The following is a 22,432-nucleotide window of genomic DNA, read 5'->3' on the forward strand; positions in this document are numbered from 1 at the left end:
ATTTTCATAAACAGATTTATTTAATCAGTGCATTGCAATCCACTATTAGTGCAACCTGTCCGTCTCCGAGAATAGTGGCACCTGATATAGCAAATATATTGGATAGATAATTTCCTAGCGATTTAAGAACCACTTCCTGCTGGCCAATAAATGAATCAACCACAAGGCCTGCCATTTTATCCCCTTTTCTGACGATTACAACGGAATAATAGCCATCAGCCTCTTTATGCACAGGCACTTCGAATAATTCCTTCAAGAATAAAAGCGGAACAACCTTGCCCCTGAAATCAATTACTTTTTGGTTATGTGCATTTAATATTTCTTCTTTTTTAATGATAGCTGTCTCAATGATGGATGAAAGAGGAATTGCGAATTTCTCTTTTTGAATTTCGACAAGCATTACTGAAATAATGGATAGGGTTAACGGAAGCTGGATAGAAAAAATCGAGCCTCTCCCAAGTTCCGAATCGATTGTTACCGTCCCACCCAGAGATTCGATCGTATTTTTTACTACATCAAGGCCAACCCCTCGCCCTGAAATATCTGAAATTTTTTCGGCTGTTGAAAATCCGGAGGCAAAGATTAAACCAAAAACTTGTTTATCTGTTAATGACCCAGCTTCCTTTTCCGATATAATTCCATTCTTGATGGCTTTTTTGAGGACTCGGTCCCTGCTTATTCCTGCTCCATCGTCTTCTATATCAATAAAGACATGGTTGCCGCTGTGATATGCCTTTAATAAGACAGTTCCCTCTTCATTCTTTCCATTTGCCCTTCTGACATCAGGTGTTTCTATTCCATGGTCCATTGCATTCCGAAGAAGGTGGACAAGCGGATCGCCAATTTCATCGATAACAGTCCTGTCGAGTTCGGTTTCTGCACCAATGATTTCGAGATTGATTTTTTTATTAAGATCCCGGCCAGCTGTCGGACCATCCGTGGGAATCGGTTAAAGACCGTTTCAATCGGCACCATGCGCATATTAAGAATAATATTCTGTAAATCACCAGAAATCCTGGACATACGTTCAACTGTTTCGTTTAGCTCCTGATTTTTAAGCTCGCTGGATATTTGTTCAAGGCGCCCGCGATCAATAACCAGTTCTTCAAAAAGATTCATTAATATATCCAGTCTCTCAATATTTACCCGAATCGTTTTGCTGCCGGCATTCGCTTGTTTTCCATTGGCGTTCTTTGAGCTCTCATCTTTTTTATCTTCTGACAGCGCCGCGTCTGCTGTTGAAACTATGACCGTTTCCTGTACAGGAATTTCAGCAATTTCTTCTTCTTTTACACGGAGGTCCTGTGTTGAAATAAGACTGGCTTCAGCTTTTTCAACCTCGGAAACATTTAGGATAGCTCGTTCAATTACACTGCCTTCCTCCTTTGAAACGAGGGTAACAGTAAATGTTGTATCAAATTGTTCTTCCTCCAGCTGATCGACAGGGGGAGTAGCCTTAATCACTTCACCCAGCCTTTCAATCGCTTCGAAAATCATATAAACACGTGCAGCCTTCAACAAACAGTCTTCTCTTAAGGAAATAGTAATTTCATATGGAAAGAATCCCTGTTCTCTTGATTGCTGCAAAACGGTCAATTCAAATTCATCGTAAACACCAATAGATGGTTTGTTTAAAACTGCTAAAGAGGATGCAGCTTCTGCTTGTGAAATAATTTGGGCAGGACTTTCGCCACTCTCAATAAGTTTTAATTTCCGAACAGCTTCCGAAACATCCCTTTTCCCGTCCCCACCTTCTGAGATGGAAAGAATCATAGCTTCCAAATCATCGACAGCAAGAAATACAACGTCTAACAATTCAGGTGTAACAGAAATTTTTGAATGGCGGATACCATCCAATACATTTTCCATTTGATGGGTTAAGCTAGCCAAATCTTCGTAGCCCATCGTCGCTGACATTCCCTTCAGGGTATGTGCAGAACGAAAAATTTCATTCACGATCGCCAGATTTTCCGGATTTTTTTCCAATTCCAGCAAATGCTCATTACAAGCCTGCAAATGCTCCTTGCTTTCTTCAATAAACACTTCTAAATATTGGCTCATTTCCATGTGCCCTACACCCCTCGGATATTAAACATATTTCATAATTGCGTCGGCAATGTCCTCTACATTTTGCACTTCGTCGATTAATTTTGTTGCAAAAGCTGCTTTTGGCATCCCATAAACGATAGAGGTTTCTTCCGATTCAACAATGGCCATAACATTGCCCCGATTTTTCAACTCGATTATCCCTTTTGTTCCATCTGCTCCCATTCCTGTCATAATAACAGCAATTTTCGCATATTCCTGTTGGCTGCCTGCAGATTTAAATAAAATATCCACCGAAGGGCGATGCCCATTTTCAGGTGGTGACTGGTCAAGCTGAACAGCAAGCCTGGAGGCTTCAGCTGTTCGGATTTTTAAATGGTATCCCCCAGGTGCGATGTAAGCAGTCCCATTTTGAAGCAGCTCACCATCCTCAGCCTCTTTTACAGCAATCTGGGACAGTGCATCCATTCTCGCTGCAAGGGATTTGGTAAAGCCTGGAGGCATATGCTGCACTACCAGAATAGGTGCCTTGATGTCTGCAGGAAATTTGGTCAATACGTTTTGCAAAGCACGTGGTCCCCCTGTAGATGTACCAATGCAAATGAGTTTCTTAGCTGCCGGTTTCCATTTCATGTTTGCGATTGGCCGTTTCGACGAGCTTGCCTTTAGGTCTATTTTACTATATTCTTCAGCATGCAGCTCAGTTCTTTTTTTGACAGGGGTTTTATTTAAAAGGTTTTTAATATTGGCTTTACTGGCAGAGATAACCTTTTCAATGAGTTCTTTTCCGACTTTTTGAAGATCCAGGGAAATCGCACCCGAAGGCTTGGCTATAAAATCAACCGCACCGTATTGCATGGCAAGGAAAGTATTTTCTGCGCCTTCTTTTGTTGTACTTGAAAGCATTACAACTGGAACAGGAGCCTCTTTCATAATCAGCTTTAATGCCTCCAGCCCATCTAATACCGGCATCTCCACGTCCATCGTAACAACATCAGGCGTTAATTCTTTTATTTTTTTAAGTGCGTCCTCGCCATTTCTCGCTGTTCCTACAATTTCTATTCGTGCAGAAACGGATAGAATATCCTGGATCAGCTTCCTCATAAATGCTGAATCATCGACGATTAAGGTCTTGATTTTATCCATTTGATATCCTACCTTTCAAAAAGAAATTTCTTTAACTTTGAAACAAAGGAAATAGAAGAGGATGATGGAATCTCCGGCACACTGCTTTGTTTATACTGTTCCGTTATCTCTAACATAGCCCTTGAGGCAGGAGATTTCGGATTAAAATCCAGAAAAGGAATTTGCCTGGCAACTGCCTGCTGCAGGGAACGATCTTCAGGAAGAATCCCAAGTGAAGCTGCTTCCCGATCTAAAAACCGTTTTAACACATTACCCAACCTCTGCAATGTTTCTCTGCCCTCTTTAATGGATTCGGCTTTATTGGCTATTAGATAAAAAGGAAGCGAGGGATTAACGAGATGAAGGTACTTCATCGTTGCATACGCATCCATCAGGGATGTCGGTTCAGGTGTTGTCACAACAAAAATTTCATCGACGGAAAGAAGAAATTTTAAGGACTCTTCATTAATACCTGCTCCCATATCGAAGATAACAAAGTCATATGCTTCCAAAAGGGTATGCAATTCGCCAATCAGGATGGCCACTTGCTTTTCTTCCATTTTAACCAGCTGGGAAAGCCCAGACCCACCTGCAATATACTTTAGCCCTCCACCGTCCAAAACAACATCCCTTAGATGAGCCTCTCCGGATAGATAATCAACAATCGATTTAGCAGATGTTTTTCCCATTAGAATGTCTATATTGCCCATCCCGATATCCATATCAATTAGTAGTACAGATGAACCGCTCTTGCATAAGGACAAGGAGAAATTTAGGGAAAAATTCGACTTTCCCACTCCTCCTTTTCCACTTACAACAGCAATCGCTTTCGTATTGGTCCGGTTTTCCTGCGCAATCAATTTTAAACGTAAGCTCTCTGCCTGGTCATTCATGCTACTCGACCCCTAGTAATAAATTAATTAGGACTTCAGGGTTTGCAGACGTCATATCATCCGGCACATTTTGCCCATTCGTCACATATGACACTCCGATTTGATGATCCTTTATCATATTGATCATCGGTCCATAGACAGAAGTTTCATCTGCTTTCGTAAAAATTAATTTATTAATATTAACGATTGAAAATTGCCGATAAATTTGCTCCATATCCTTTTGTTTGGCAGTCAGCGATAATACAAGAAATGTCTCCATATCCTTGTTAAAATCTATTATTTTTTGCAAATCCTCAACATACTGCTTGTTTCTGAAATTTCGGCCTGCCGTATCTATGAGAACAATATCGTAATCCTCAAATTTTTGGGAAGCCTCTTTAAAATCATCAATGTTATAACATACCTCAAGTGGTACATTTAAGATTTTTGCATAAGTTTTTAATTGCTCTATCGCACCAATTCGGTAAGTGTCGGTAGTAATAAAAGCAACCTTCTTTTTATATTTTATGACACAGTCGGCAGCAATTTTAGCTAGAGTAGTAGTTTTGCCGACTCCTGTGGCCCTACGACGTTGATAAACTTTTTTGTGAATGAAAGCCCGCCAAAGTCGGTATCGCTTAAAAAAGCCTGCAGATCTTCACGAAACCAGGAAGTGATTTCCTTGCTATCACTTTTCTGTCCTCTCATATACCACTTCTCCAGTAATAAACCCAGGAAATGCTCCTGTAGTTGGTGCGAGAATTCCTGCTCCTCCATCAATTGCTGAATATCCATTATTTGCTCAGGATAACTCCCTTTCGACGCGTCATTACCGGACCGCTCTGTTTTTATAAGTTTCTTAATTTCACTCAATTCTTTTAACAAATCATCTGGTACATTTGGAGCTGCTGCTTCCGGGTTTGCAAACAGCCTGGAAAAATCAGTTTTTCCAGGTGTTTCTTTTACTGACGGACCTTGAGGTGCTTTCTTTTTTTCCTTTATAACAGGCCTGCTGTCCTGCTTTGTCGCAGGATCTACAGCAGCAATAACCTCGAAGTTCTTTTTCCTAAAAAAGCCTAAGAAACCGCCTGTTTCTATCACTCTTGAGTTTAATATGACTGCGTCATTGCCTAATTCAGCACGTACCAGCCTCATTGCTTCCGGCATGGAAGCAGCCGTGAATTTATTTATTTTCATTCAATATTCACCACCCCAACACTTTGTACCTCTACGTTTGCTTCCAGTTCATTGTAAGACAAAATTGGCATTTTTGGAAAATATCTTTCTGTCAATTGTCTAACATACATTCTTACTGCTGGAGAGCAAAGGATAATTGGTGATTGTTCCATTAGCGAAAGTTGCTCAGCCTGTCCTGCCACCGATTCCAAAATATTTTGAGAAACAGAAGGATCCAGCGATAAATAATTTCCATGCTCTGTCTGCTGGATGCTGTCTGCAATTGCCTTTTCAATCCTACCCGACAAAGTCATTACCTTTAATGTATCTCCCTGTCCGGCATATTGATTGGTTATTTGCCGTGCAAGAGCCTGTCTGACATATTCGCATAGGATATCCGAATCTGAGGTCACCTTTGCGAAATCTGCCAAGGTCTCAAAAATAACAGGCAGGTTTCGTATAGACACACTTTCTTTTAGCAGCTTTGCCAATACTTTTTGAACCTCTCCTACTGACAGCGGATTTGGTGTAACTTCCTCAACTAAAATTGGATAGCTTTCTTTTAAATGGTCGATAAGCTGTTTCGTCTCTTGCCTTCCCAGTAAATCACTGGCATTGGCTTTAATCGCTTCGGTAATATGCGTTGATACAACCGAAGGGGGATCTACAACCGTATAACCGAATATTTCTGCCTGTTCCTTCATTTCATCTGTTATCCACTTAGCTGGGAGCCCAAAGGAAGGTTCTATTGTATCGATACCTTCTATTGAATCATCCTCAATACCTGGGCTCATCGCTAAATAGTGGTCGAGCAATAGTTCCCCTCTTGCCATTTCGTTCCCTTTTATTTTCAGCCGATATTCATTTGGCTGAAGCTGAATATTATCGCGGATTCTGACCACTGGTATGACAAGGCCAAGCTCTATCGCAAGCTGCCTTCGGATCATAACAATCCGATCCAGTAAATCTCCGCCCTGATTTGCATCGGCAAGAGGGATTAGCCCATAACCAAATTCGAATTCTATCGGATCTACATTAAGAAGGTTTACTACACTTTCAGGGCTTTTCATTTCATCTGTTTCAATTTCTTCTTCGATTTCCTGCAGCTGATCTTTATCCGTTTTTGGTGCTTTTGAGAACATATAGCCGCCAAATATGAGAAGGCCAGCTATCGGCATTGTCAGCAAATCGTAAATGGGAGTAAAAAGCCCTAAAAAGAAAATCGTCCCTCCTGCTACATAAAGCATCTGCGGATAGGCAAGTAACTGGGAGGTAATATCTTTACCAAGATTTCCATCGGAAGCAGCTCTTGTAACTACGATACCTGTCGCGGTAGAAATTAAAAGAGCAGGCACCTGGCTCACTATTCCATCCCCGACTGACATTAATGAAAAATGTTTAGCAGCTTCAGCAACAGCCATTCCTTGCTGAAGTACTCCAATGATCATTCCGACAATCAGGTTAATCAGAACGATAATGATTCCAGCAATAGCGTCACCTTTAACAAATTTACTGGCTCCATCCATCGCCCCATAGAAATCCGCTTCTTTTGATACCTTTTCCCGTCGTTCCCTAGCCTGATGTTCAGAAATCATTCCGGCATTTAAATCAGCATCAATGCTCATCTGCTTACCAGGCATGGCATCAAGGGTGAAGCGTGCCGCAACTTCAGAAACACGCTCTGAACCTTTTGTGATGACGATAAACTGGATAATAATTAAAATCAGGAATAAAACAAGACCTACTACTACATTTCCCCCAACAACGAAGGTTCCAAAAGTTTCAACAACGTCTCCTGCATCGCCATGTGTTAAAATCGCCCTTGTAGTTGATACGTTTAAGCCGAGGCGAAATAATGTCAATAATAGGAGCAGCGACGGAAACACTGAAAATTGGAGCGGTTCTGTCATGTTCATGGATATAAGCAAAACAAGCAGCGCCAAAGAAATATTCAAAATGATCAGAATGCTAAGGAGCCATGTTGGAAATGGAATAATTAACATAGCCACTATTAAAATTACACTTAGCATTACCGTTAAATCTCTGGCTTTCATCGCATTTCTCTCCTTATTCTCCAGTAACTAAAACACTTGGTGAATTATTAATTTTATGCTTTTTTCTAAAAGATTGTTGTTTTTAGTAATAGTTGATTTCCGCTTCAGGATGCTCGCTTTCCGCGGGGTGGGCGGTGAGCCTCCTCGTCGCTAAAGCGACTGCGGGGTCTCACCCGTCCCACTGCTCCCGCAGGACGTTGAATTAGCTTCCTAGAATCAACACCGCACGAAGGAAATGCAATAGCATTTTCGAGGAGCTCGCACCTTCCGCTCCAATCAACTTCTTTATCAACTATCTGATTCATTCTAAATAGCAACAAAGTTTACGAAAACAGCCTAATTTTATTTGTCTTAGATTTTGTTTTTTGTTCTATATACGAATGCAAGAATTTCGGCTACTGCTTTAAAAAATTCCTCCGGTATCGTATCACCGACTTCAGTCTGACCGAATAATGCTCTTGCCAAGGGACGATTCTCAACCGTAATGACATCATTTTCCTTAGCAATCATTTTTATTTTCTGCGCTAAGAAGTCCGCACCCTTCGCAACAACAAAAGGAGCATCCTGCTTGGTTTCGTCATATTTGATCGCAATGGCAAAATGGGTAGGATTTGTGATGACTACGTCTGCCTTTGGTACTTCCTGCATCATTCTGCGCATTGCCATTTCCCGCTGTCTTTGCTTTATTTTGGACTTTATGAGCGGGTCGCCTTCTGTGTTCTTATATTCATCCTTTATGTCCTGCTTTGACATTCGGATATTTTTTTCAAAATCATATTTTTGATAGAGGAAATCTAAAAGCGCCAAGAACAGCAATGCCCCTGAGGCATATAAACCCATATTGACTGTCAGGCTGGCAAGAGTAGCCAGGGCGGTTCCTACTGGCTTTTGGGCAAGGACAAGGATTTCATCCATTTTGTTCCATAAAACAGAAAATGTGATGGCGCCGATGAAGCCAATTTTCAAAATCGATTTTACGAGTTCGACAATAGCCCGCATCGAAAAGATTCTTTTAAATCCGCTAATTGGATTAATTTTTTCAAGCTTTGGCTGTATGGCCTCAGCAGAAAAGATAATCCCTACCTGAAAATAATTAGAAATAACGCCGCCAATAAGTGCAACCAGCATGATGGGACCAAGATATAGGGCCATTCCTTTCATAGTTGCGAGAAATAGAACCTGAACATTATTTTCAGTTAAATTCATTAATAAATCTTCCTGTAATGAATGCCTGAATAATGAAAATATCCCATTCTTCAAGTAATTTCCTGCAAAAAGAAGAAAAAGGAAAACTGACAGCAGTACTACCGCAGTATTGATGTCCTGGCTCTTTGCGGCTTGTCCTTTCTTTCTTGCCTCCTGCCGTTTTTTCGGAGTTGCTTTTTCGGTTTTTTCACCTGCAAACAACTGCAAATTCAGCTTTAACAAATACATTTATGAACCTCCAAGCAGTTCCATCATGCCACGCATTGTAGTCAGCATCGTTTCAACCAGATTGGAAACTGCCATGATCAAGACACCCATTACAGCGATGATGACAATAAAACCTGCCAATGTTTTCACAGGAAGACCAACTACAAAGATATTCAGCTGTGGCACAGTTCTGGCGACAATCCCCAGAGCAATGTCTACTAGAAAAAGGCTTCCTACAACCGGAATGGACATCTGCAAGGCCATCATAAACACGGAGCTAAATGATTTGACTACATATTCTGCAATGTTGGCGTTACCAAGATGAAGCCAGGGCTGATCAATTGGAATAAACCGATAACTGTAAAAAATACCATCAATTAAAAGGTGATGTCCGTTTATTGAAAGTAAAAGTAAAAGTCCCAAGGTATATAAATATTGTCCCAATAAAGGGCTCTGTGCTCCGGTTTGGGGATCGATAACGTTTGCGATCGCAAAACCCATTTGAAAATCGATGAACCCACCGGCAATTTGGATAGCAGATAAAATCATATATGCAGCAAATCCAATCAGAAGGCCAACAAGCGCTTCCTTAATAATTAAAAGATAAAAAGCTCCGTTGACTTCCAAGGCTGGCGGATCAATCGCATAAAACATTATCCAGGCAAGGAAAAAACTAAGCCCGATTTTATGGGCAGCTGGTATTGTACGATAGGAAAACAGCGGCATCATCAGGAAAAAGGAAGATACTCTTACAAAGATTAATAAGAAGGCAGGGAAGTCAGGCAATAAATCATTCATACAATCATCCTACAAATCTCGTTAAGTTTGAAAATATCTCATTCGCATATGACAGCATCCTGCTCAGCATCCATGGTCCAAAAAATACTATGCCTAGCATAACCGCAATTATTTTCGGTACGAAAGCAAGAGTCTGCTCTTGTATTTGTGTAGTTGCCTGGAAAATGCTGATAATAAGGCCAACGACAAGGGCTACGATCATAAGAGGTCCGCAAACCATTAAAACCGTATAGATTCCCCTTTCAGCTATCGAAACAACCATTTCTTCGCTCATTTTCTTTCACCTGCTTAAAAGCTTTGTAATAAAGATTTAACGACCAAGTACCATCCATCTACCAGGACAAACAGCAAAATTTTAAAGGGCAGCGATATCATAACTGGCGGCAGCATCATCATACCCATTGACATCAATACACTGGCGACCACCATATCAATTACTAGAAAAGGAATAAAAATCATAAATCCGATTTGAAACGCAGTTTTGATTTCGCTAATGGCAAAGGCCGGTACTAATGTAGTTAATGGAATTTCTTTAATTGAATTCGGTTTTTTAGCTTTCGTATAATCGAGAAACAAGGCCAGATCTTTTTGTCTTGTATGGGCGCTCATAAAATCCTTTAAGGGAAGTGAAGCCCGGTCATAAGCTTGATTAAGCGTAATTTTTTCATTAAACAGCGGTGTCAATGCTTTATCATTTACCTGCTGGAATGTGGGGGCCATAATGAAAAAAGTTAAAAACAGGGAAAGACCTACAATAACTTGATTTGGCGGCATTTGTTGAGTTGCAAGCGCCGTTCTGACAAAGGAAAGAACAATGATAATTCGAGTAAAACAAGTCATTAATATTAAAATGCTTGGAGCCAGAGAAAGTACTGTCAGAAGCAATAGAAGTTTTACTGAAGTCGATACATTCTCTGGTGAGCTGGTGCTGAAATAATCCATGAACTGATTCATCGTTTGTCTGGCCCTTCTTCTCCATTTCTTCAAATATCTTTTTTCTCCCATTTGATAGATCATCAAGCTGTTTTTTCAGTAAAGAGGAAAAAGAAGAGCTTCCGCTGTCCTTTTTTGAATGACGGTTTCTTGTTCTTTCAATCATCTTTGTCACAATATCGCTTGGCTGCACAAGCTGTTCCACTTTGCTGTTGTATTCATCAAGAATTTGCCTCTGCTCCTCTGGGTCGACTATTTCCTTTAACAGCTGGATGCTTTCACTACCAACGCCTACAACGAGAACCTGATTAGCTACTTTTATAATTTGTACAGAACGGTTAGCTCCAAGGCTTGTTCCTCCGAGATTTTCAACGAGCTGTGAGCTTTTGTACGTTCTGCTTTTCTTGTTAATGAACTTTAGGAGAAAATAAAGCAGGGCAACCACAAATGCAAGTGCAAAAATCATCCGGATAAAATCCCAAAACGTAACACCAACAGTGGCTGCTTTTGTTGTTTCAGAACTCTGTTTTTGAGCCGCTGGTCCACTATCCTGACATTTTTCTTTATGTTCAATGCAATCCTTTACGCTGTTATTCATTGACTCTGCAAAGGCAGCGCGCTGCGTGCCCAGCAGAGCAATGAAAACAAGGAGAATTACTTTAATCCATTTTTGAGAATTCAACAAGGTTCGACACCCTCTAATCTTTTGTTTCCTTAGCTTAATGTTTTAGATATTGCTTCAATAACGCGGTCCGCCTGGAATGGCTTTACAATAAAATCCTTTGCCCCTGCCTGAATGGCATCAATAACCATTGCCTGCTGTCCCATTGCAGAGCACATGATAACCTTTGCACTTGGATTTATTTTCTTGATTTCCTTTAACGCTGTAATCCCGTCCATTTCTGGCATAGTGATATCCATTGTAACAAGGTCAGGGTGCGTTTCCTTATATTTCTCAACCGCCTGAGCTCCATCAGCAGCCTCTCCGACTACTTCAAAACCATTTTTCGTTAAAATATCCTTAATCATCATTCTCATAAATGCTGCATCGTCTACGATAAGAATCTTGTGTGCCATTTATTCTTTTACCCCCAGGTTGATTTAGCGTAATTTTTTTATTCTGTCGCTTTGGCTGATTATATCTGTAACACGTACTCCAAAGTTCTCATCAATAACAACAACTTCCCCCTTGGCAATTAAACGGTTATTTACGAGTATATCAACAGGCTCACCAGCAAGCTTGTCCAGTTCAATGATAGACCCAGACGAGAGTTCCAATATTTCTTTAACCGAACGTTTTGTTCTGCCAAGTTCCACTGTTACCTGCAAGGGAATATCAAGCAGCATGTTTAGGTTTTTCTGTTCTGGCTCCTGCTGCGGGTAAGGTTCAAAATTTGAAAATACCGCAGGCTGTATGTTCGGCTGGCTTCCTCCGTTAAAGGTCATGCCAAGATGCTGAGGCCCTGTTTGCTGAATTGGCTGCGGATGCTGCTGATAGTTAGGTGCCTGCTGCCACTGCTGCTGTGTTTCCCAAGTCTGCTGTTGGTTTTGCTGGTCATTGGAAAAGTAGCCATTTCCATGTTGTGGCTCCATTGACTGTCCGCCCTGCATACTAGGATTATGCTGCTGAAATTCAGGCTCAATTGCTTTCACTTTTTCTGGGTCATGCTTCACAACTGCTTCTGCCTCTGGCTGGCTTGGATTCATTAATTCGGTTACAAGCCTTTTAGCAAATTCGAGCGGCAATAGCTGCATGATGGTTGAATCGATAAGCTGACCAACCTTTAGGCGGAAAGAAATCTTTACGAATTTCTCATCCTTTGGTATTTGGTCTGTACCTTCCCCATGCTTCACATCCAAAATATTTATGGATGGAGGAGAAATATCTACCCTTTTATTAAATACTGTAGACATGGAGGTTGCAGCAGATCCCATCATCTGGTTCATTGCTTCCTGTACAGCACTTAGTTGGATTTCATCCATATGCTCGGAAGGATTTGTTCCGTCTCCGCCAAGCATTAAATCTACAATGATTGCAGCGTCACTTTGCCTGATTACAAGCAGATTAGTACCGGAAAAGCCTTCTGTATAATGGACCTGAATTCCAACATAAGGATGAGGGAATTCATCAGCAAGATATCGTTTGTCCACCACAGTGACAGTGGGCGTCGTGATTTCAACCTTTTGATTTAACAAGGTCGATAACGCCGTCGCAGAGCTGCCAAAAGATATATTGCCAATTTCTCCTAGAGCATCTTTTTCTAAAGGAGACAAATACTCTATTTCCTCAAATTTTTCTTCCATTTCAAACGACTCGTCTTCCGTCCCGCGGAGCAAGGCATCTATTTCATCTTGAGAGAGCATTTCATCGCTCACCATTGTCGTCTCCCCCTTTCAGTGTATCTAAAACCTGAATGGCCAATTTTTTATTTACTTTGCCTGGCTGTCCAATGAATTTAGGAATATCACCAATTTTTATCTGCAAAGGTTTTGATATTCCCTGATTCAGTTCTATTACATCCCCAATATCAAGCATCAGAAAATCCTGAATCGTTATATCGGCATTACCAAGTTCAACACTTACCGAAACATCAGCGTTTTGTATTCTTTTTTCAAGAAGTGCTACTTCCTGCGGTTCTCTGTCCTTTTTTTCCGACTGCATCCAATAATGGACTGAAAGCTTTGGAATAATCGGTTCAAGAACCACGTGTGGAATGCAAATATTGATCATACCGCTTGTTTCTCCAATGATGGTATTCAAGGAAATGACCACGACCGTTTCATTCGGAGAAACCATTTGAAGAAATTGAGGATTTACTTCAAACTCCGTCATCATCGGATCGATATCAGCTAATGTACTCCATGCTTCCTTAAGGTTATCAAAAGCACGTTCAAACATATTTGACATTATTTTTGTTTCAATCTCAGTTAAATTATCTACTTTATTGACACTCGTTCCTCTTCCTCCCAGCAGCCTGTCCAGCATGGCATAAGCAACGTTCGGATTCACTTCCATCAATATCCGCCCATCAAGAGGCATTACTTCAAAAACATTTAAGATGGTCATTTTCGGAATTGACCGGATAAATTCCTCGTATGGAATTTGATCCGCTGAAGCTACCGAAATTTGCACATAATTTCGAAGCTGTGCTGAGAAATAGGTGGTTAACAGCCTCGCAAAGTTTTCGTGGATTCTTGTTAAACTTCGAATCTGGTCCTTAGAGAAACGCAGGGCACGTTTGAAATCATATACCCTTATTTTTTTCTCTGTCTGTTCCTTTTTTAGTTCATCTGCATCCATTTCTCCCGTCGACAGTGCCGAAAGCAGGGCGTCAATTTCACTTTGGGACAATACTTCTCCAGCCATCAGCCTCACCTCCATATCGATAGTGATTTATGTATCATATTATTGGAGAAGAGAATCCGTAATGTATACCTTGACCACTTTTCCATCCTGCATCAACTCGTTGATTTGGGTCTTCAGAGAATTTTCAAGCTCCTGTTTCCCTTCTTTTCCGCGGATATCCTCTGCTTTTTTTTCAGAAAGGTCCTGGATAATAAGATTCTTCACCTGAAAATCTCTTTTTTGTACTTCATCCTTCGCATCAGTACTGTCGGTCTGAATTTTAAAGGAAATTCTGATAAAATCATCGCTTGCGAGATTGGTAGTGAGTTGAGGGATATCAACTGAGTTTTCCAGCACTTCATCTATCGTTGGCCCTTTTTATCCGCTGTATTATTCATTTTCATGATCACAACAGCCGCAACAGCACCAACTAGCATGATAGCAACCAGCATGATTAACATAATCATTACCAATTTATTTTTCTTCATTATCTAATCCCTCCAACTGCTGGTGACCCAGAAGATTAACAGAACGATAGAATTTTTCAACCATTGATACTGTTTCTTCTACAGATTCCTTCACGACATATTTATGCCCATTTGATAAGGAGATCGTTGTGTCAGGAAAGGATTCAACCATTTCGATATAAAATGCATTTAACATAAAAGACTTTCCATTTAATCGTGTTACTTTTATCACGGTTATATCAGGGCTAAAGGTGATACCTTTAACCCTGTCCCTCCCTTAAATTAACGTTTTAAATTTACAAGTTCCTGCAGGATTTCATCTGAGGTTGTTATGATTTTCGTGTTAGCCTGGAAGCCGCGCTGAGCCGTGATCATTTCAGTGAATTCTTCAGAAAGGTCAACATTGGACATCTCCAGGGAACCTGAAGCAATCGTACCGCGGCCCTCCCCAGCGATATTGATATTGGCTGTGCCAGAATTCACCGATTCCTGGAAGGTGTTGCTCCCCGTTTTTGTAAGCCCTGATGGATTGCTGAATTTAGCAAGTGCCAGCTGGCCAAGGTTCAGTACAAGGCCATTTGAAAAAACACCATTTATTTCACCAGATGCGCCAATATTAAAGCTTTCAAGAGAGCCTTGAGTGTTACCATCCGGCTGCGCGGAAGCATCCATGCTTCCTGGGTCTTTTGTTAATTCCTTGATTGGCAAGGTGATCGGAAGTAATTTTGAAACTCCTGTGCCGTCATTTATTTTTAATTGAACATTAAGATCAGCTGGCGGGTTATTAGGGTTGAATGCAGGAATGGTAACCGGTACTGAAACTAGATTCGCAGTTGGGGTTGCCGGGTTCACGGGCAAGGAATTGTCCAAAAATGAGAACGTCCATTTTCCAGCTGCTGCACCGCCATTTGCATCATCAGGCTGAATCTTCAAATCAAGTACATGGTCAACGCCCTTTTCATCCACCACTTTAATTTGCTGAACAAGCGTTGAGCTTCCTTTTGCATCTGTTGGCAGATTGCCTTTCATCACTAGCTGCTTTGTCTGCTTTGCCGGTAATAGCGCGTTAACATTAACTGTTACGTCCGAAAGCACTCCATTTTTAAAGGACTGAACCTTCATTCCGTCTCCGTTTACAAGCGTTCCATTATCATCCAGGTACAAGTTGCCCGCGCGTGTATATAATTGTGCTTCACCCTGTTTGACCACAAAGTAGCCATCCCCAGTAACAGCAAGGTCCAGTGATCTGCCAGTTGTCTGAAGGCTCGATTGGGTTGTGATCGTATCGACTGATGCCATAGTAGATCCTAATCCTACCTGAATTGGGTTTCTTCCGCCCCGGTTATTCTGGGCAGCACTTGCTCCGGAAATCGTCTGGTTCATTGTATCCTTAAATGTCACCCGGCCCTTTTTAAAGCCGTATGTATTTACATTCGCAATATTGTTGCCAATTACATCTAATTTGGTTTGAAAGTTTTTCATTCCGCTGATTCCTGAATACATTGAACGAAGCATGATATATTCCCCTTTCTAATTTGAGCTGCATCTGTCATTCAGCAGCTGATGGCTTCCTTTTCCAGGTCCTGCGATTTTATTATCGTTAAACCAGTTAGTATCCATTAGTGAAATTATGAATCTAACAGAATAGTTCCGTTGATATTCGTAAATATTTGTGACGATGCTTCTTCCCTGTCCATCGCGGTAATGACCATATTGTTTTTCGCACTAACAATTAAGGCCGCCCCCTTTAAAAGGACAAGTGATTCATTGACACCCATTTTTTTTGCCTTTGAAACCTTTTCTTCAATTTGTGTCCATTTTTCATCGCTAATTTCTATTTTCCGCTCAATAATTCGTTCCTTTGCATGCTTGCTTAGTGCAAGATGGCCACTCTGCTGTATTGCTGTTTGCAAATGGACTGAAAAAGGCTTGCTTGTTTGCTGCTGAGCTTTAATCCCTTTATAAGGATGCGTTCCAGCAGGTGGAGAAACGATTGGCCGAAAGATGGATTTTTCCACTCCATCACTCCCTAACCATTATTCGATTTTTGTTATCTGTGTGGAAGAAATGCTAGTATTGCCTTCATCATTTAGCTGGAAAAGTGTTTTTCCATCTTTAAAAGAAACTGATTTTACAATTGCTGTTTTTTCTTCTTTCGCATCATTCAAAAAAGTTACCGTTTTACCAATCAGCATTGAAGATTGCAATAGCTGGCTGTCTTTAGACGACTCGTTGATTTGTGATACATTTCCAGGTTCAAGAGTTGTCCCATCCTCAAGGGTAAAGAGGACTTTATCTTCTTTAAATTGTACAGAAGCAACCTTGCCAGTCCCTGATTGAACTGCCGGAGCACCTGAACCTCCCTCTGAGTCTAGGATCTTATGCCAGGTGATTTCCTTTCCAACAAATTGATTGTAGGCGATCAGCTTGTTTTGCTGCTCCAAAGTAACAAACTGGTCAATGGATTTTCCCATATTGGTGATCTGCTCAAGTGTTGAAAAAGTAGCCATCTGGGCAACAAAGTCTTTATCCTGCAAAGGATTTAATGGATCCTGATTCTGAAGCTGGGTCATAAGGATTTTTAAAAAATCATCCTTCCCTAAAGAACCGTTTCCCGCTTTTCTTGTTTGATTTTGAACCGTTTTTAATAATAATGACGAATCGATTGAATTTGCCATCTAATCACCTACGCTTCCATATTTACAAGTGCTTCTTCCAATGAGTTAGTAAAATCCTGTTTGTTTTGCCGGTCGTTTTCTTCCCGCTCCTGCTGCCCATTTTGCTGTTGTTGAGGATTATGCTGCTGATCACGGTTAAAGAATCGTTCCTGCTGGTTGAATTGCTGTGCTATTTCGATTCGTTCCACATGGATATTCTGAGCGGCAAATGCCTGTTTCAGACCGTTTAGATGGGATTCAAGTGCATCCTTGGCATTTCCTGTGGTCGTTAATATCCTTGCTATTATGGCTTGATCTTTTTGTATCAGTTCAACTCTTAAGGAACCCAAATGTTCAGGATTTAAATTAATAAGAAGTTTTTGCATACCACCTGCTTTTACCAATTGGCCTTTGGAAAGTATTGTTTCAAACTGCTGTATTAACTGGTCTGTAGTAACCGGCTTCCCGTTATTTTGAAGCATCAAGGTGAGCTGCTCCGCTTTTGGCATCTGATGTTGGAATACAGATGTGCCCGTTATTTGTCCTAGGGAATTTTCTGTTCCAGTAGAATTGTCTAAAGATGAAACATTCAACTTATCTTTTTGTAAAGTATTTTGGTTTAGCTCTCCAACTACCCGGGTAAATGTAGTCTGGAGAAATTCCAACTTTATGGATGCTTTAGTTGAAACAGCATTTGATTCCAGAACTTTCTTGACGTCGGTTAAAAGATTTGTGAGCTTTTTGGCTCCTGTCAAATTATCCTGACTGTTGCCTATTAGTTCGAGCAGCTTAACTGCTTTCACAAACACAGGCAGGTCTCCATTAAGAGATGCAGTAAGCTTTTCCTGCGGCATTGCTATCAGTCCTGCCAACAAGTTGGCAACTGAATCTATTAAGCTATCCTGCTTCGATGCATCACCCATTGGTTCAGAATTAAACCCATCTTGCAGTTTTGACCCGACTTCTTGCGGTAAGGAACCAGTTAATGATTTTATCAGTTCATCCCATTTTGCATCGGTAATACCCAGATAGTTTTTTACCATCTTCAGAACATCCGCATTCGCATTCCCCATCACCTGGTCCTGCATTGCAGATCCTCCGTCAAACTCTTGTAAGCTATTAATTCCAAGAAAAGAAAGTAAATCGCTCACATCCTGCTGAGTACTTTCTTGTTGCTTGCCCAATTTCTGTGTATCTTTTGCCTTCCCACCATCCTGAAGGGCTTGAAATAGTCTTGAAAAATCCTTCTTGCCTGTGTTCGTTTTATCTTGGGAAGCAGCTGCCACTGTATTTACATATCCTAATCCGCCAATTTTCAATTTTCCACCTCCTTTCAAGCTTTAAAATCTTTCATGCTGTTATCTTTCTTCCTTGATTAAGGTGTTTGTCCATCGGTGTTTTCATTTTGATTTGTGAGAAGCTCTGTAAATCTTGCCGCCTGAGCTGGCTGCATGTTTTCCATGATACCAGCCAGTGTTTCAGGTTTTATATTGGTTAATATTTTTAATGCCTGCTCGTCAGACATTTTTGAAATAATTGGAGCTGATTTTTTAACAGACATCGTTTCATAAGTCCGTATAATATCCTTAAAAGCGCGTTTATTATCTTCCTGAATAGCCAATAAATTATCTATTTCCTGCTGAAGACGTTCCTTTTCAAGCTGGTCGCGATCGATATTTCGGTCTTTGTCTTCCATTTGGTTTTTTAGCTGTTCAATTTTTGCCTCACGGTCCTTGATCTGCCCTTCAAGTCCCATTAAATCCTTTTCGTATTGTTTTGTGCTTTTCGTGCTGCTTTCATCAAACACATTACTGATTATGGGAAGCTTGCTGCCGTACTCCTTTGCGGCTTCAAAAACATTAATACCGGCAAAGGTCATCACTACAAGTCCTACTGTAATCGCAAAGAGCAGTGGAATGAACACAACGAATATAAACCATTGAAAAGGACTATATTTGCTTGTCTCTTTTTCTTCCAATGTTTTTACCATCCTGTCACCTAATTCCCGCGGTTCATATACTGCTGAATCGAAATATCATCCATCTGCTGGCCTTCCATATACCTTAAGCCTGCTTTATAAATCAAAAAATCTTTTTCTTTAATTTTTTCGTATTTTTTTACTTCAACGTTCTTCTCCATCAGTTTTTCCTGATAAAAATTCATTCTACCCCGTGCATTGACTACCATTTTTTGATAATGGTCAATTGTTTTTTCTAGATTAAGCAAGAAGTGCTGATGATGTCTGATTTCCTGAATCGGCAGTCCATTTTCCAGCTTTGAATTTTGAAAGGACTGCATATCTTCTTTTTTCTTCAGGAGCTCGTACAATTTTCCCGCCGTTTCCTCAAACTTTTGCATTGCTTCATTAAAGAAATTAAGGGCTTCGTCCTTTTCTTTCTCTTTAATATGAAGGATTTTATCAAATTTATATTGGTAAACCATTGGCCTACTCACCTTTTTCTATTAAATGAAATAATCGGTCAATACTATTATCCATGGAGACCTTTTCATCGGTCGACTGCTTAAGAAATGAAAGAATATGAGGGTAAAGCCGGATAGCTTCATCGATTTCCATGGAAGAACCTTTTTTGTAGGCCCAATATTTATTAAATCCTCTGAGTTGATATAAATGCTTAACAAATCTCGAAGCCTTTCGGCTGCTCTTGCATGTTCAGGTGCCACAATATGGTTCATAATCCGGCTAATGCTCTTTAATACATTTACTGCTGGATATTGCCCTTTGTTGGCCAAATCACGGTCTAGAACGAAGTGCCCGTCCAAAATTCCACGAACCGTATCTGCAATCGGTTCATTCATGTCATCTCCATCGACAAGAACAGTATAAAAAGCAGTAATCGATCCGTTCGGATTCGTACCAGTACGTTCCAAAAGCTTTGGAAGGATTGAAAATACAGAAGGTGTATACCCTTTAGTTGTTGGAGGTTCACCAATGGCGAGGCCCACTTCACGCTGTGCCATGGCAACACGGGTCACTGAGTCCATCATCAGCATGACATTCAATCCTTTGTCGCGAAAATATTCAGCAATTGCAGTAGCCGTAAATGCACCTTTAATTCTCATCAGCGCAGGCTGGTCAGAAGTAGCAACAACCACAATTGATCTTTGCAGGCCTTCTTCACCAAGGTCCCGTTCAATGAATTCCCTGACTTCTCGTCCGCGTTCACCAATCAGTGCAATAACATTTAAATCTGCCTTTGTATTCCTGGCAATCATGCCAAGGAGTGTACTTTTTCCAACTCCACTTCCGGCAAAAATACCTACCCGCTGTCCATTTCCTACTGTCAGCAGACTATCAATCATCCTGACACCAACTTCGATTGGTTCATCAATTGGCGGCCTCTGCATTGGATTGGGAGGTGCCTGCTCCGTCGGTACGGCGGTAAGCCCTTTGGGAAGAAGCGATCCATCCAAAGGTTTCCCAAGTGAATCAATAACACTGCCAATCAGTGCTGAACCGACCTTTACCTCCAGCGGTTTTGACGCGGCTTCCACCAGGCTTCCCGGAGAGATATCATGCACAGTGGTATAGGGCATTAAAATGATATTTTCTTCCCTAAAACCGACTACTTCAGCAATTATTTTCCGCTTCTGTGCATTACCCACATAGATGAAACAAACATCACCAATTGAGCTTTCAGGTCCCTGGGATTCAATCATCAACCCCACAACCCTTTTTACTCTTCCATATCTTTTAAATGTATCAAGCTGGTCGATATGCTCAATCAGGTCAGCAGCCTTCATGCCCCTTCACTCTCCAGCAATTCGATTAGTTTATTTTTAATTTCCTCCAGCTGGCTGTCAATACTGGCATCAATTCGTCCATTCGCAGACTCGATAATGCAATCCATCTCTGAAAGTTCTTCATCTGGATAAATATAAAAGTCGAGTTCCTTCGGAAACAAGGCTATCAATTCATCCTTTTGCGATAATAAGAACCCATAATGGACAGGATTCACATGGAGCTGGACTTCCCGATAATCTCTTGCTTCCTTTAATGCCCGTTTAACGATGAGAAAGAAATCTTCCTCTTTTTCCACCACTTTTTTTCCCAAAATACTGGCAGCCGTCTTTATGCCCAGCTCCAGGATGGTCTTTTCTGCTTTTTCTATCTGTTTTTGATAGTCTTCCTTCGATTGCTCTACTACTTGCTTAGCCATTGTAATAATATCTTCAAAATCTTTATGTCCAGCTACCCTTCCTTCTTCCAGCCCTAGCTGGAATCCGGATTCACGAGCTTGCTCTTCTAGCTCCCTTTTCTTCTGTTCCCAATTGTCCTGTTCAACTGCAATTTGCTCACGTAACGACTGAACATGAATGGCTGCTTCCTGCATCATCATATCAGCCTGAGTCCGAGCTTTTGAGAGCATGTCATTTTCAAATGATTCAGCCAGGTACAATTCCTCCTGGCCTTCCACCCGAGGCAGGTCAACCATCTTAATTCCTATCACCCTTTGTTCTGTTTGTGCAGCGTTTGCCCACTGTGATTTGATTAACCTAGACAATGATATCATCCCCTCCACCGCGGGCAACAACGATCTCTCCTGCATCTTCTAAACGGCGGATAATGGATACAATGCGTGTTTGCGCTTCCTCAACATCACGCAGCCTTACAGGGCCCATATACTCCATCTCATCTTTAAAGGTCTCAACCATTCTGGAAGACATATTTCTAAAGACGATATCTTTAACCTCATCACTTGATACTTTAAGCGAAAGCTTAAGGTCTTCATTTTCACATTCCCTAATGACTCTTTGAATGGCTCTGTTATCAAGTGTGACAATATCTTCAAATACAAACATTCTCTTCTTGATTTCTTCGGCAAGCTCCGGATCCTGTATTTCCAGGGCGTCGAGGATCGTTCTCTCAGTTGATCTGTCAACACCACTTAATACTTCAACTACTGCTTCAATGCCGCCAGTCTGTGTATAATCTTGGGTAACGGTAGCAGAAAGCTTTCTTTCAAGGATCTGCTCCACTTCGTTAATAATTTCCGGAGAGGTACTGTCCATGACAGCAATTCTTCTGGCCACATCTGCCTGCATTTCATGAGGTAGTTCCGACAGAATTTGACCAGCCTGTGCTGAATCAAGATAAGATAATATCAATGCAATCGTCTGAGGATGCTCACTTTGAATGAAATTCAGAATTTGTGCTGGATCTGCTTTTCTTGCAAAATCAAATGGACGAACCTGAAGTGAAGATGTTAATCGATTAATGATGATAGAAGCTTGTTCAGCTCCAAGCGCCTTTTCTAGTACCGTTTTGGCATATCCAATCCCTCCCTGGGAAATATAATCCTGGGCGAGTGCAATATTGTGGAATTCCTCAAGGATTTCCTCTTTTGATTGTGACTCTACTTTTTTAACACCAGAAATTTCCAGTGTAAGCTTTTCGATTTCCTCTTCATTTAAATGCTTGTAAACCGAAGCAGACACATCTAGGCCGAGAGAAATCAGAAGAATGGCTGCTTTTTGCTTACCTGTTAGGTCTTTATTTTCTTTCTTTGCCATTATTCAGCCTCCT

At 41.0% G+C, this 22,432-nt stretch carries 21 protein-coding genes and 4 pseudogenes; all 25 read right to left on the reverse strand.

What is annotated here, in order from left to right:
- Positions 1-16 precede the first annotated feature (16 nt).
- The 25 genes and pseudogenes from RCG23_RS25845 to fliG all read right to left on the reverse strand — a co-directional run bounded on the left by RCG23_RS25845 (position 17) and on the right by fliG (position 22,419).
- Positions 17-808, reverse strand: a complete 792-nt coding sequence (locus RCG23_RS25845; protein ID WP_374049805.1) for a chemotaxis protein CheA — start codon at positions 806-808, stop codon at positions 17-19.
- A complete protein-coding gene (locus RCG23_RS25850; protein WP_374049806.1) occupies positions 793-2,067 on the reverse strand; it encodes an Hpt domain-containing protein in 1,275 nt (424 codons plus the stop codon). Before RCG23_RS25850 ends, RCG23_RS25845 begins: the two co-directional genes overlap by 16 nt.
- 21 nt (positions 2,068-2,088) lie before the next feature.
- A complete protein-coding gene (locus tag RCG23_RS04130; protein ID WP_308178708.1) occupies positions 2,089-3,192 on the reverse strand; it encodes a protein-glutamate methylesterase/protein-glutamine glutaminase in 1,104 nt (367 codons plus the stop codon).
- An 8-nt stretch (positions 3,193-3,200) separates the two neighbouring features.
- Positions 3,201-4,064, reverse strand: a complete 864-nt coding sequence (locus tag RCG23_RS04135) for a MinD/ParA family protein (RefSeq protein ID WP_308178709.1) — start codon at positions 4,062-4,064, stop codon at positions 3,201-3,203.
- Position 4,065: 1 nt separating this feature from the next.
- Positions 4,066-5,240, reverse strand: a pseudogene (gene flhF / locus RCG23_RS25855) (flagellar biosynthesis protein FlhF).
- Complete coding sequence (gene flhA / locus RCG23_RS04150; RefSeq protein WP_308178711.1) at positions 5,237-7,273, reverse strand: flagellar biosynthesis protein FlhA; 2,037 nt, start codon at positions 7,271-7,273, stop codon at positions 5,237-5,239. The pseudogene flhF and the gene flhA overlap by 4 nt, the downstream one beginning before the upstream one ends.
- Before the next feature lie 351 nt (positions 7,274-7,624).
- Positions 7,625-8,707 carry a flagellar biosynthesis protein FlhB gene (gene flhB / locus RCG23_RS04155; RefSeq protein WP_308178712.1) on the reverse strand — a complete coding sequence of 361 codons (1,083 nt, stop codon included), beginning with the start codon at positions 8,705-8,707 and terminating at the stop codon, positions 7,625-7,627.
- Positions 8,708-9,484, reverse strand: coding sequence for a flagellar biosynthetic protein FliR (gene fliR, locus RCG23_RS04160; protein WP_308178713.1), 777 nt, complete (start codon positions 9,482-9,484; stop codon positions 8,708-8,710).
- A 4-nt stretch (positions 9,485-9,488) separates the two neighbouring features.
- Entirely contained in the window at positions 9,489-9,758 is a 270-nt protein-coding gene (gene fliQ / locus RCG23_RS04165) for a flagellar biosynthesis protein FliQ (RefSeq protein WP_308178714.1), read from the reverse strand.
- A gap of 14 nt (positions 9,759-9,772) precedes the next feature.
- Positions 9,773-10,438, reverse strand: coding sequence for a flagellar type III secretion system pore protein FliP (gene fliP, locus RCG23_RS04170; RefSeq protein ID WP_308178715.1), 666 nt, complete (start codon positions 10,436-10,438; stop codon positions 9,773-9,775).
- A gap of 82 nt (positions 10,439-10,520) precedes the next feature.
- Positions 10,521-11,015, reverse strand: a pseudogene (gene fliO, locus RCG23_RS04175) (flagellar biosynthetic protein FliO); the annotation flags it as partial.
- A 116-nt stretch (positions 11,016-11,131) separates the two neighbouring features.
- The gene (locus RCG23_RS04180; RefSeq protein ID WP_308178716.1) at positions 11,132-11,494 is read right to left on the reverse strand and encodes a chemotaxis protein CheY; all 363 of its coding nucleotides are present in this window, start codon (positions 11,492-11,494) and stop codon (positions 11,132-11,134) included.
- Between the two features lie 24 nt (positions 11,495-11,518).
- Complete coding sequence (gene fliY / locus RCG23_RS04185; RefSeq protein WP_308178717.1) at positions 11,519-12,796, reverse strand: flagellar motor switch phosphatase FliY; 1,278 nt, start codon at positions 12,794-12,796, stop codon at positions 11,519-11,521.
- The gene (gene fliM, locus RCG23_RS04190; protein ID WP_308178718.1) at positions 12,783-13,784 is read right to left on the reverse strand and encodes a flagellar motor switch protein FliM; all 1,002 of its coding nucleotides are present in this window, start codon (positions 13,782-13,784) and stop codon (positions 12,783-12,785) included. Before fliM ends, fliY begins: the two co-directional genes overlap by 14 nt.
- Before the next feature lie 39 nt (positions 13,785-13,823).
- A pseudogene (gene fliL / locus RCG23_RS04195) lies at positions 13,824-14,251 on the reverse strand (flagellar basal body-associated protein FliL).
- Positions 14,238-14,462: a flagellar FlbD family protein gene (locus RCG23_RS04200; RefSeq protein WP_308178719.1), complete on the reverse strand. Its 225-nt coding sequence runs from the start codon at positions 14,460-14,462 to the stop codon at positions 14,238-14,240. Before RCG23_RS04200 ends, fliL begins: the two are co-directional and overlap by 14 nt.
- A 50-nt stretch (positions 14,463-14,512) precedes the next feature.
- Positions 14,513-15,745, reverse strand: a complete 1,233-nt coding sequence (locus tag RCG23_RS04205; protein ID WP_308178720.1) for a flagellar hook protein FlgE — start codon at positions 15,743-15,745, stop codon at positions 14,513-14,515.
- A 113-nt stretch (positions 15,746-15,858) separates the two neighbouring features.
- Positions 15,859-16,248: a TIGR02530 family flagellar biosynthesis protein gene (locus RCG23_RS04210; protein ID WP_308178721.1), complete on the reverse strand. Its 390-nt coding sequence runs from the start codon at positions 16,246-16,248 to the stop codon at positions 15,859-15,861.
- An 18-nt stretch (positions 16,249-16,266) separates the two neighbouring features.
- Positions 16,267-16,908, reverse strand: coding sequence for a flagellar hook assembly protein FlgD (gene flgD, locus RCG23_RS04215; protein WP_308178722.1), 642 nt, complete (start codon positions 16,906-16,908; stop codon positions 16,267-16,269).
- A gap of 8 nt (positions 16,909-16,916) precedes the next feature.
- Positions 16,917-18,206 (reverse strand): flagellar hook-length control protein FliK, encoded by a 1,290-nt coding sequence (locus tag RCG23_RS04220; RefSeq protein WP_308178723.1) that lies wholly within the window; start codon positions 18,204-18,206, stop codon positions 16,917-16,919.
- Positions 18,207-18,262: 56 nt separating this feature from the next.
- Positions 18,263-18,877, reverse strand: a complete 615-nt coding sequence (locus tag RCG23_RS04225) for a MotE family protein (protein ID WP_308178724.1) — start codon at positions 18,875-18,877, stop codon at positions 18,263-18,265.
- Positions 18,878-18,885: 8 nt separating this feature from the next.
- Complete coding sequence (gene fliJ / locus RCG23_RS04230) at positions 18,886-19,329, reverse strand: flagellar export protein FliJ (protein ID WP_308178725.1); 444 nt, start codon at positions 19,327-19,329, stop codon at positions 18,886-18,888.
- Between the two features lie 4 nt (positions 19,330-19,333).
- Positions 19,334-20,649: pseudogene (gene fliI / locus RCG23_RS04235) on the reverse strand (flagellar protein export ATPase FliI).
- Positions 20,646-21,419, reverse strand: coding sequence for a flagellar assembly protein FliH (gene fliH / locus RCG23_RS04240; protein WP_308178726.1), 774 nt, complete (start codon positions 21,417-21,419; stop codon positions 20,646-20,648). The pseudogene fliI and the gene fliH overlap by 4 nt, the downstream one beginning before the upstream one ends.
- Entirely contained in the window at positions 21,403-22,419 is a 1,017-nt protein-coding gene (fliG, locus tag RCG23_RS04245; protein WP_308178727.1) for a flagellar motor switch protein FliG, read from the reverse strand. Before fliG ends, fliH begins: the two co-directional genes overlap by 17 nt.
- Positions 22,420-22,432: the final 13 nt, after the last annotated feature.

The sequence above is a fragment of the Neobacillus sp. PS3-34 genome, from assembly GCF_030915465.1.
In the GTDB taxonomy this organism is placed as follows: Bacteria; Bacillota; Bacilli; order Bacillales; family Cytobacillaceae; genus Neobacillus_A.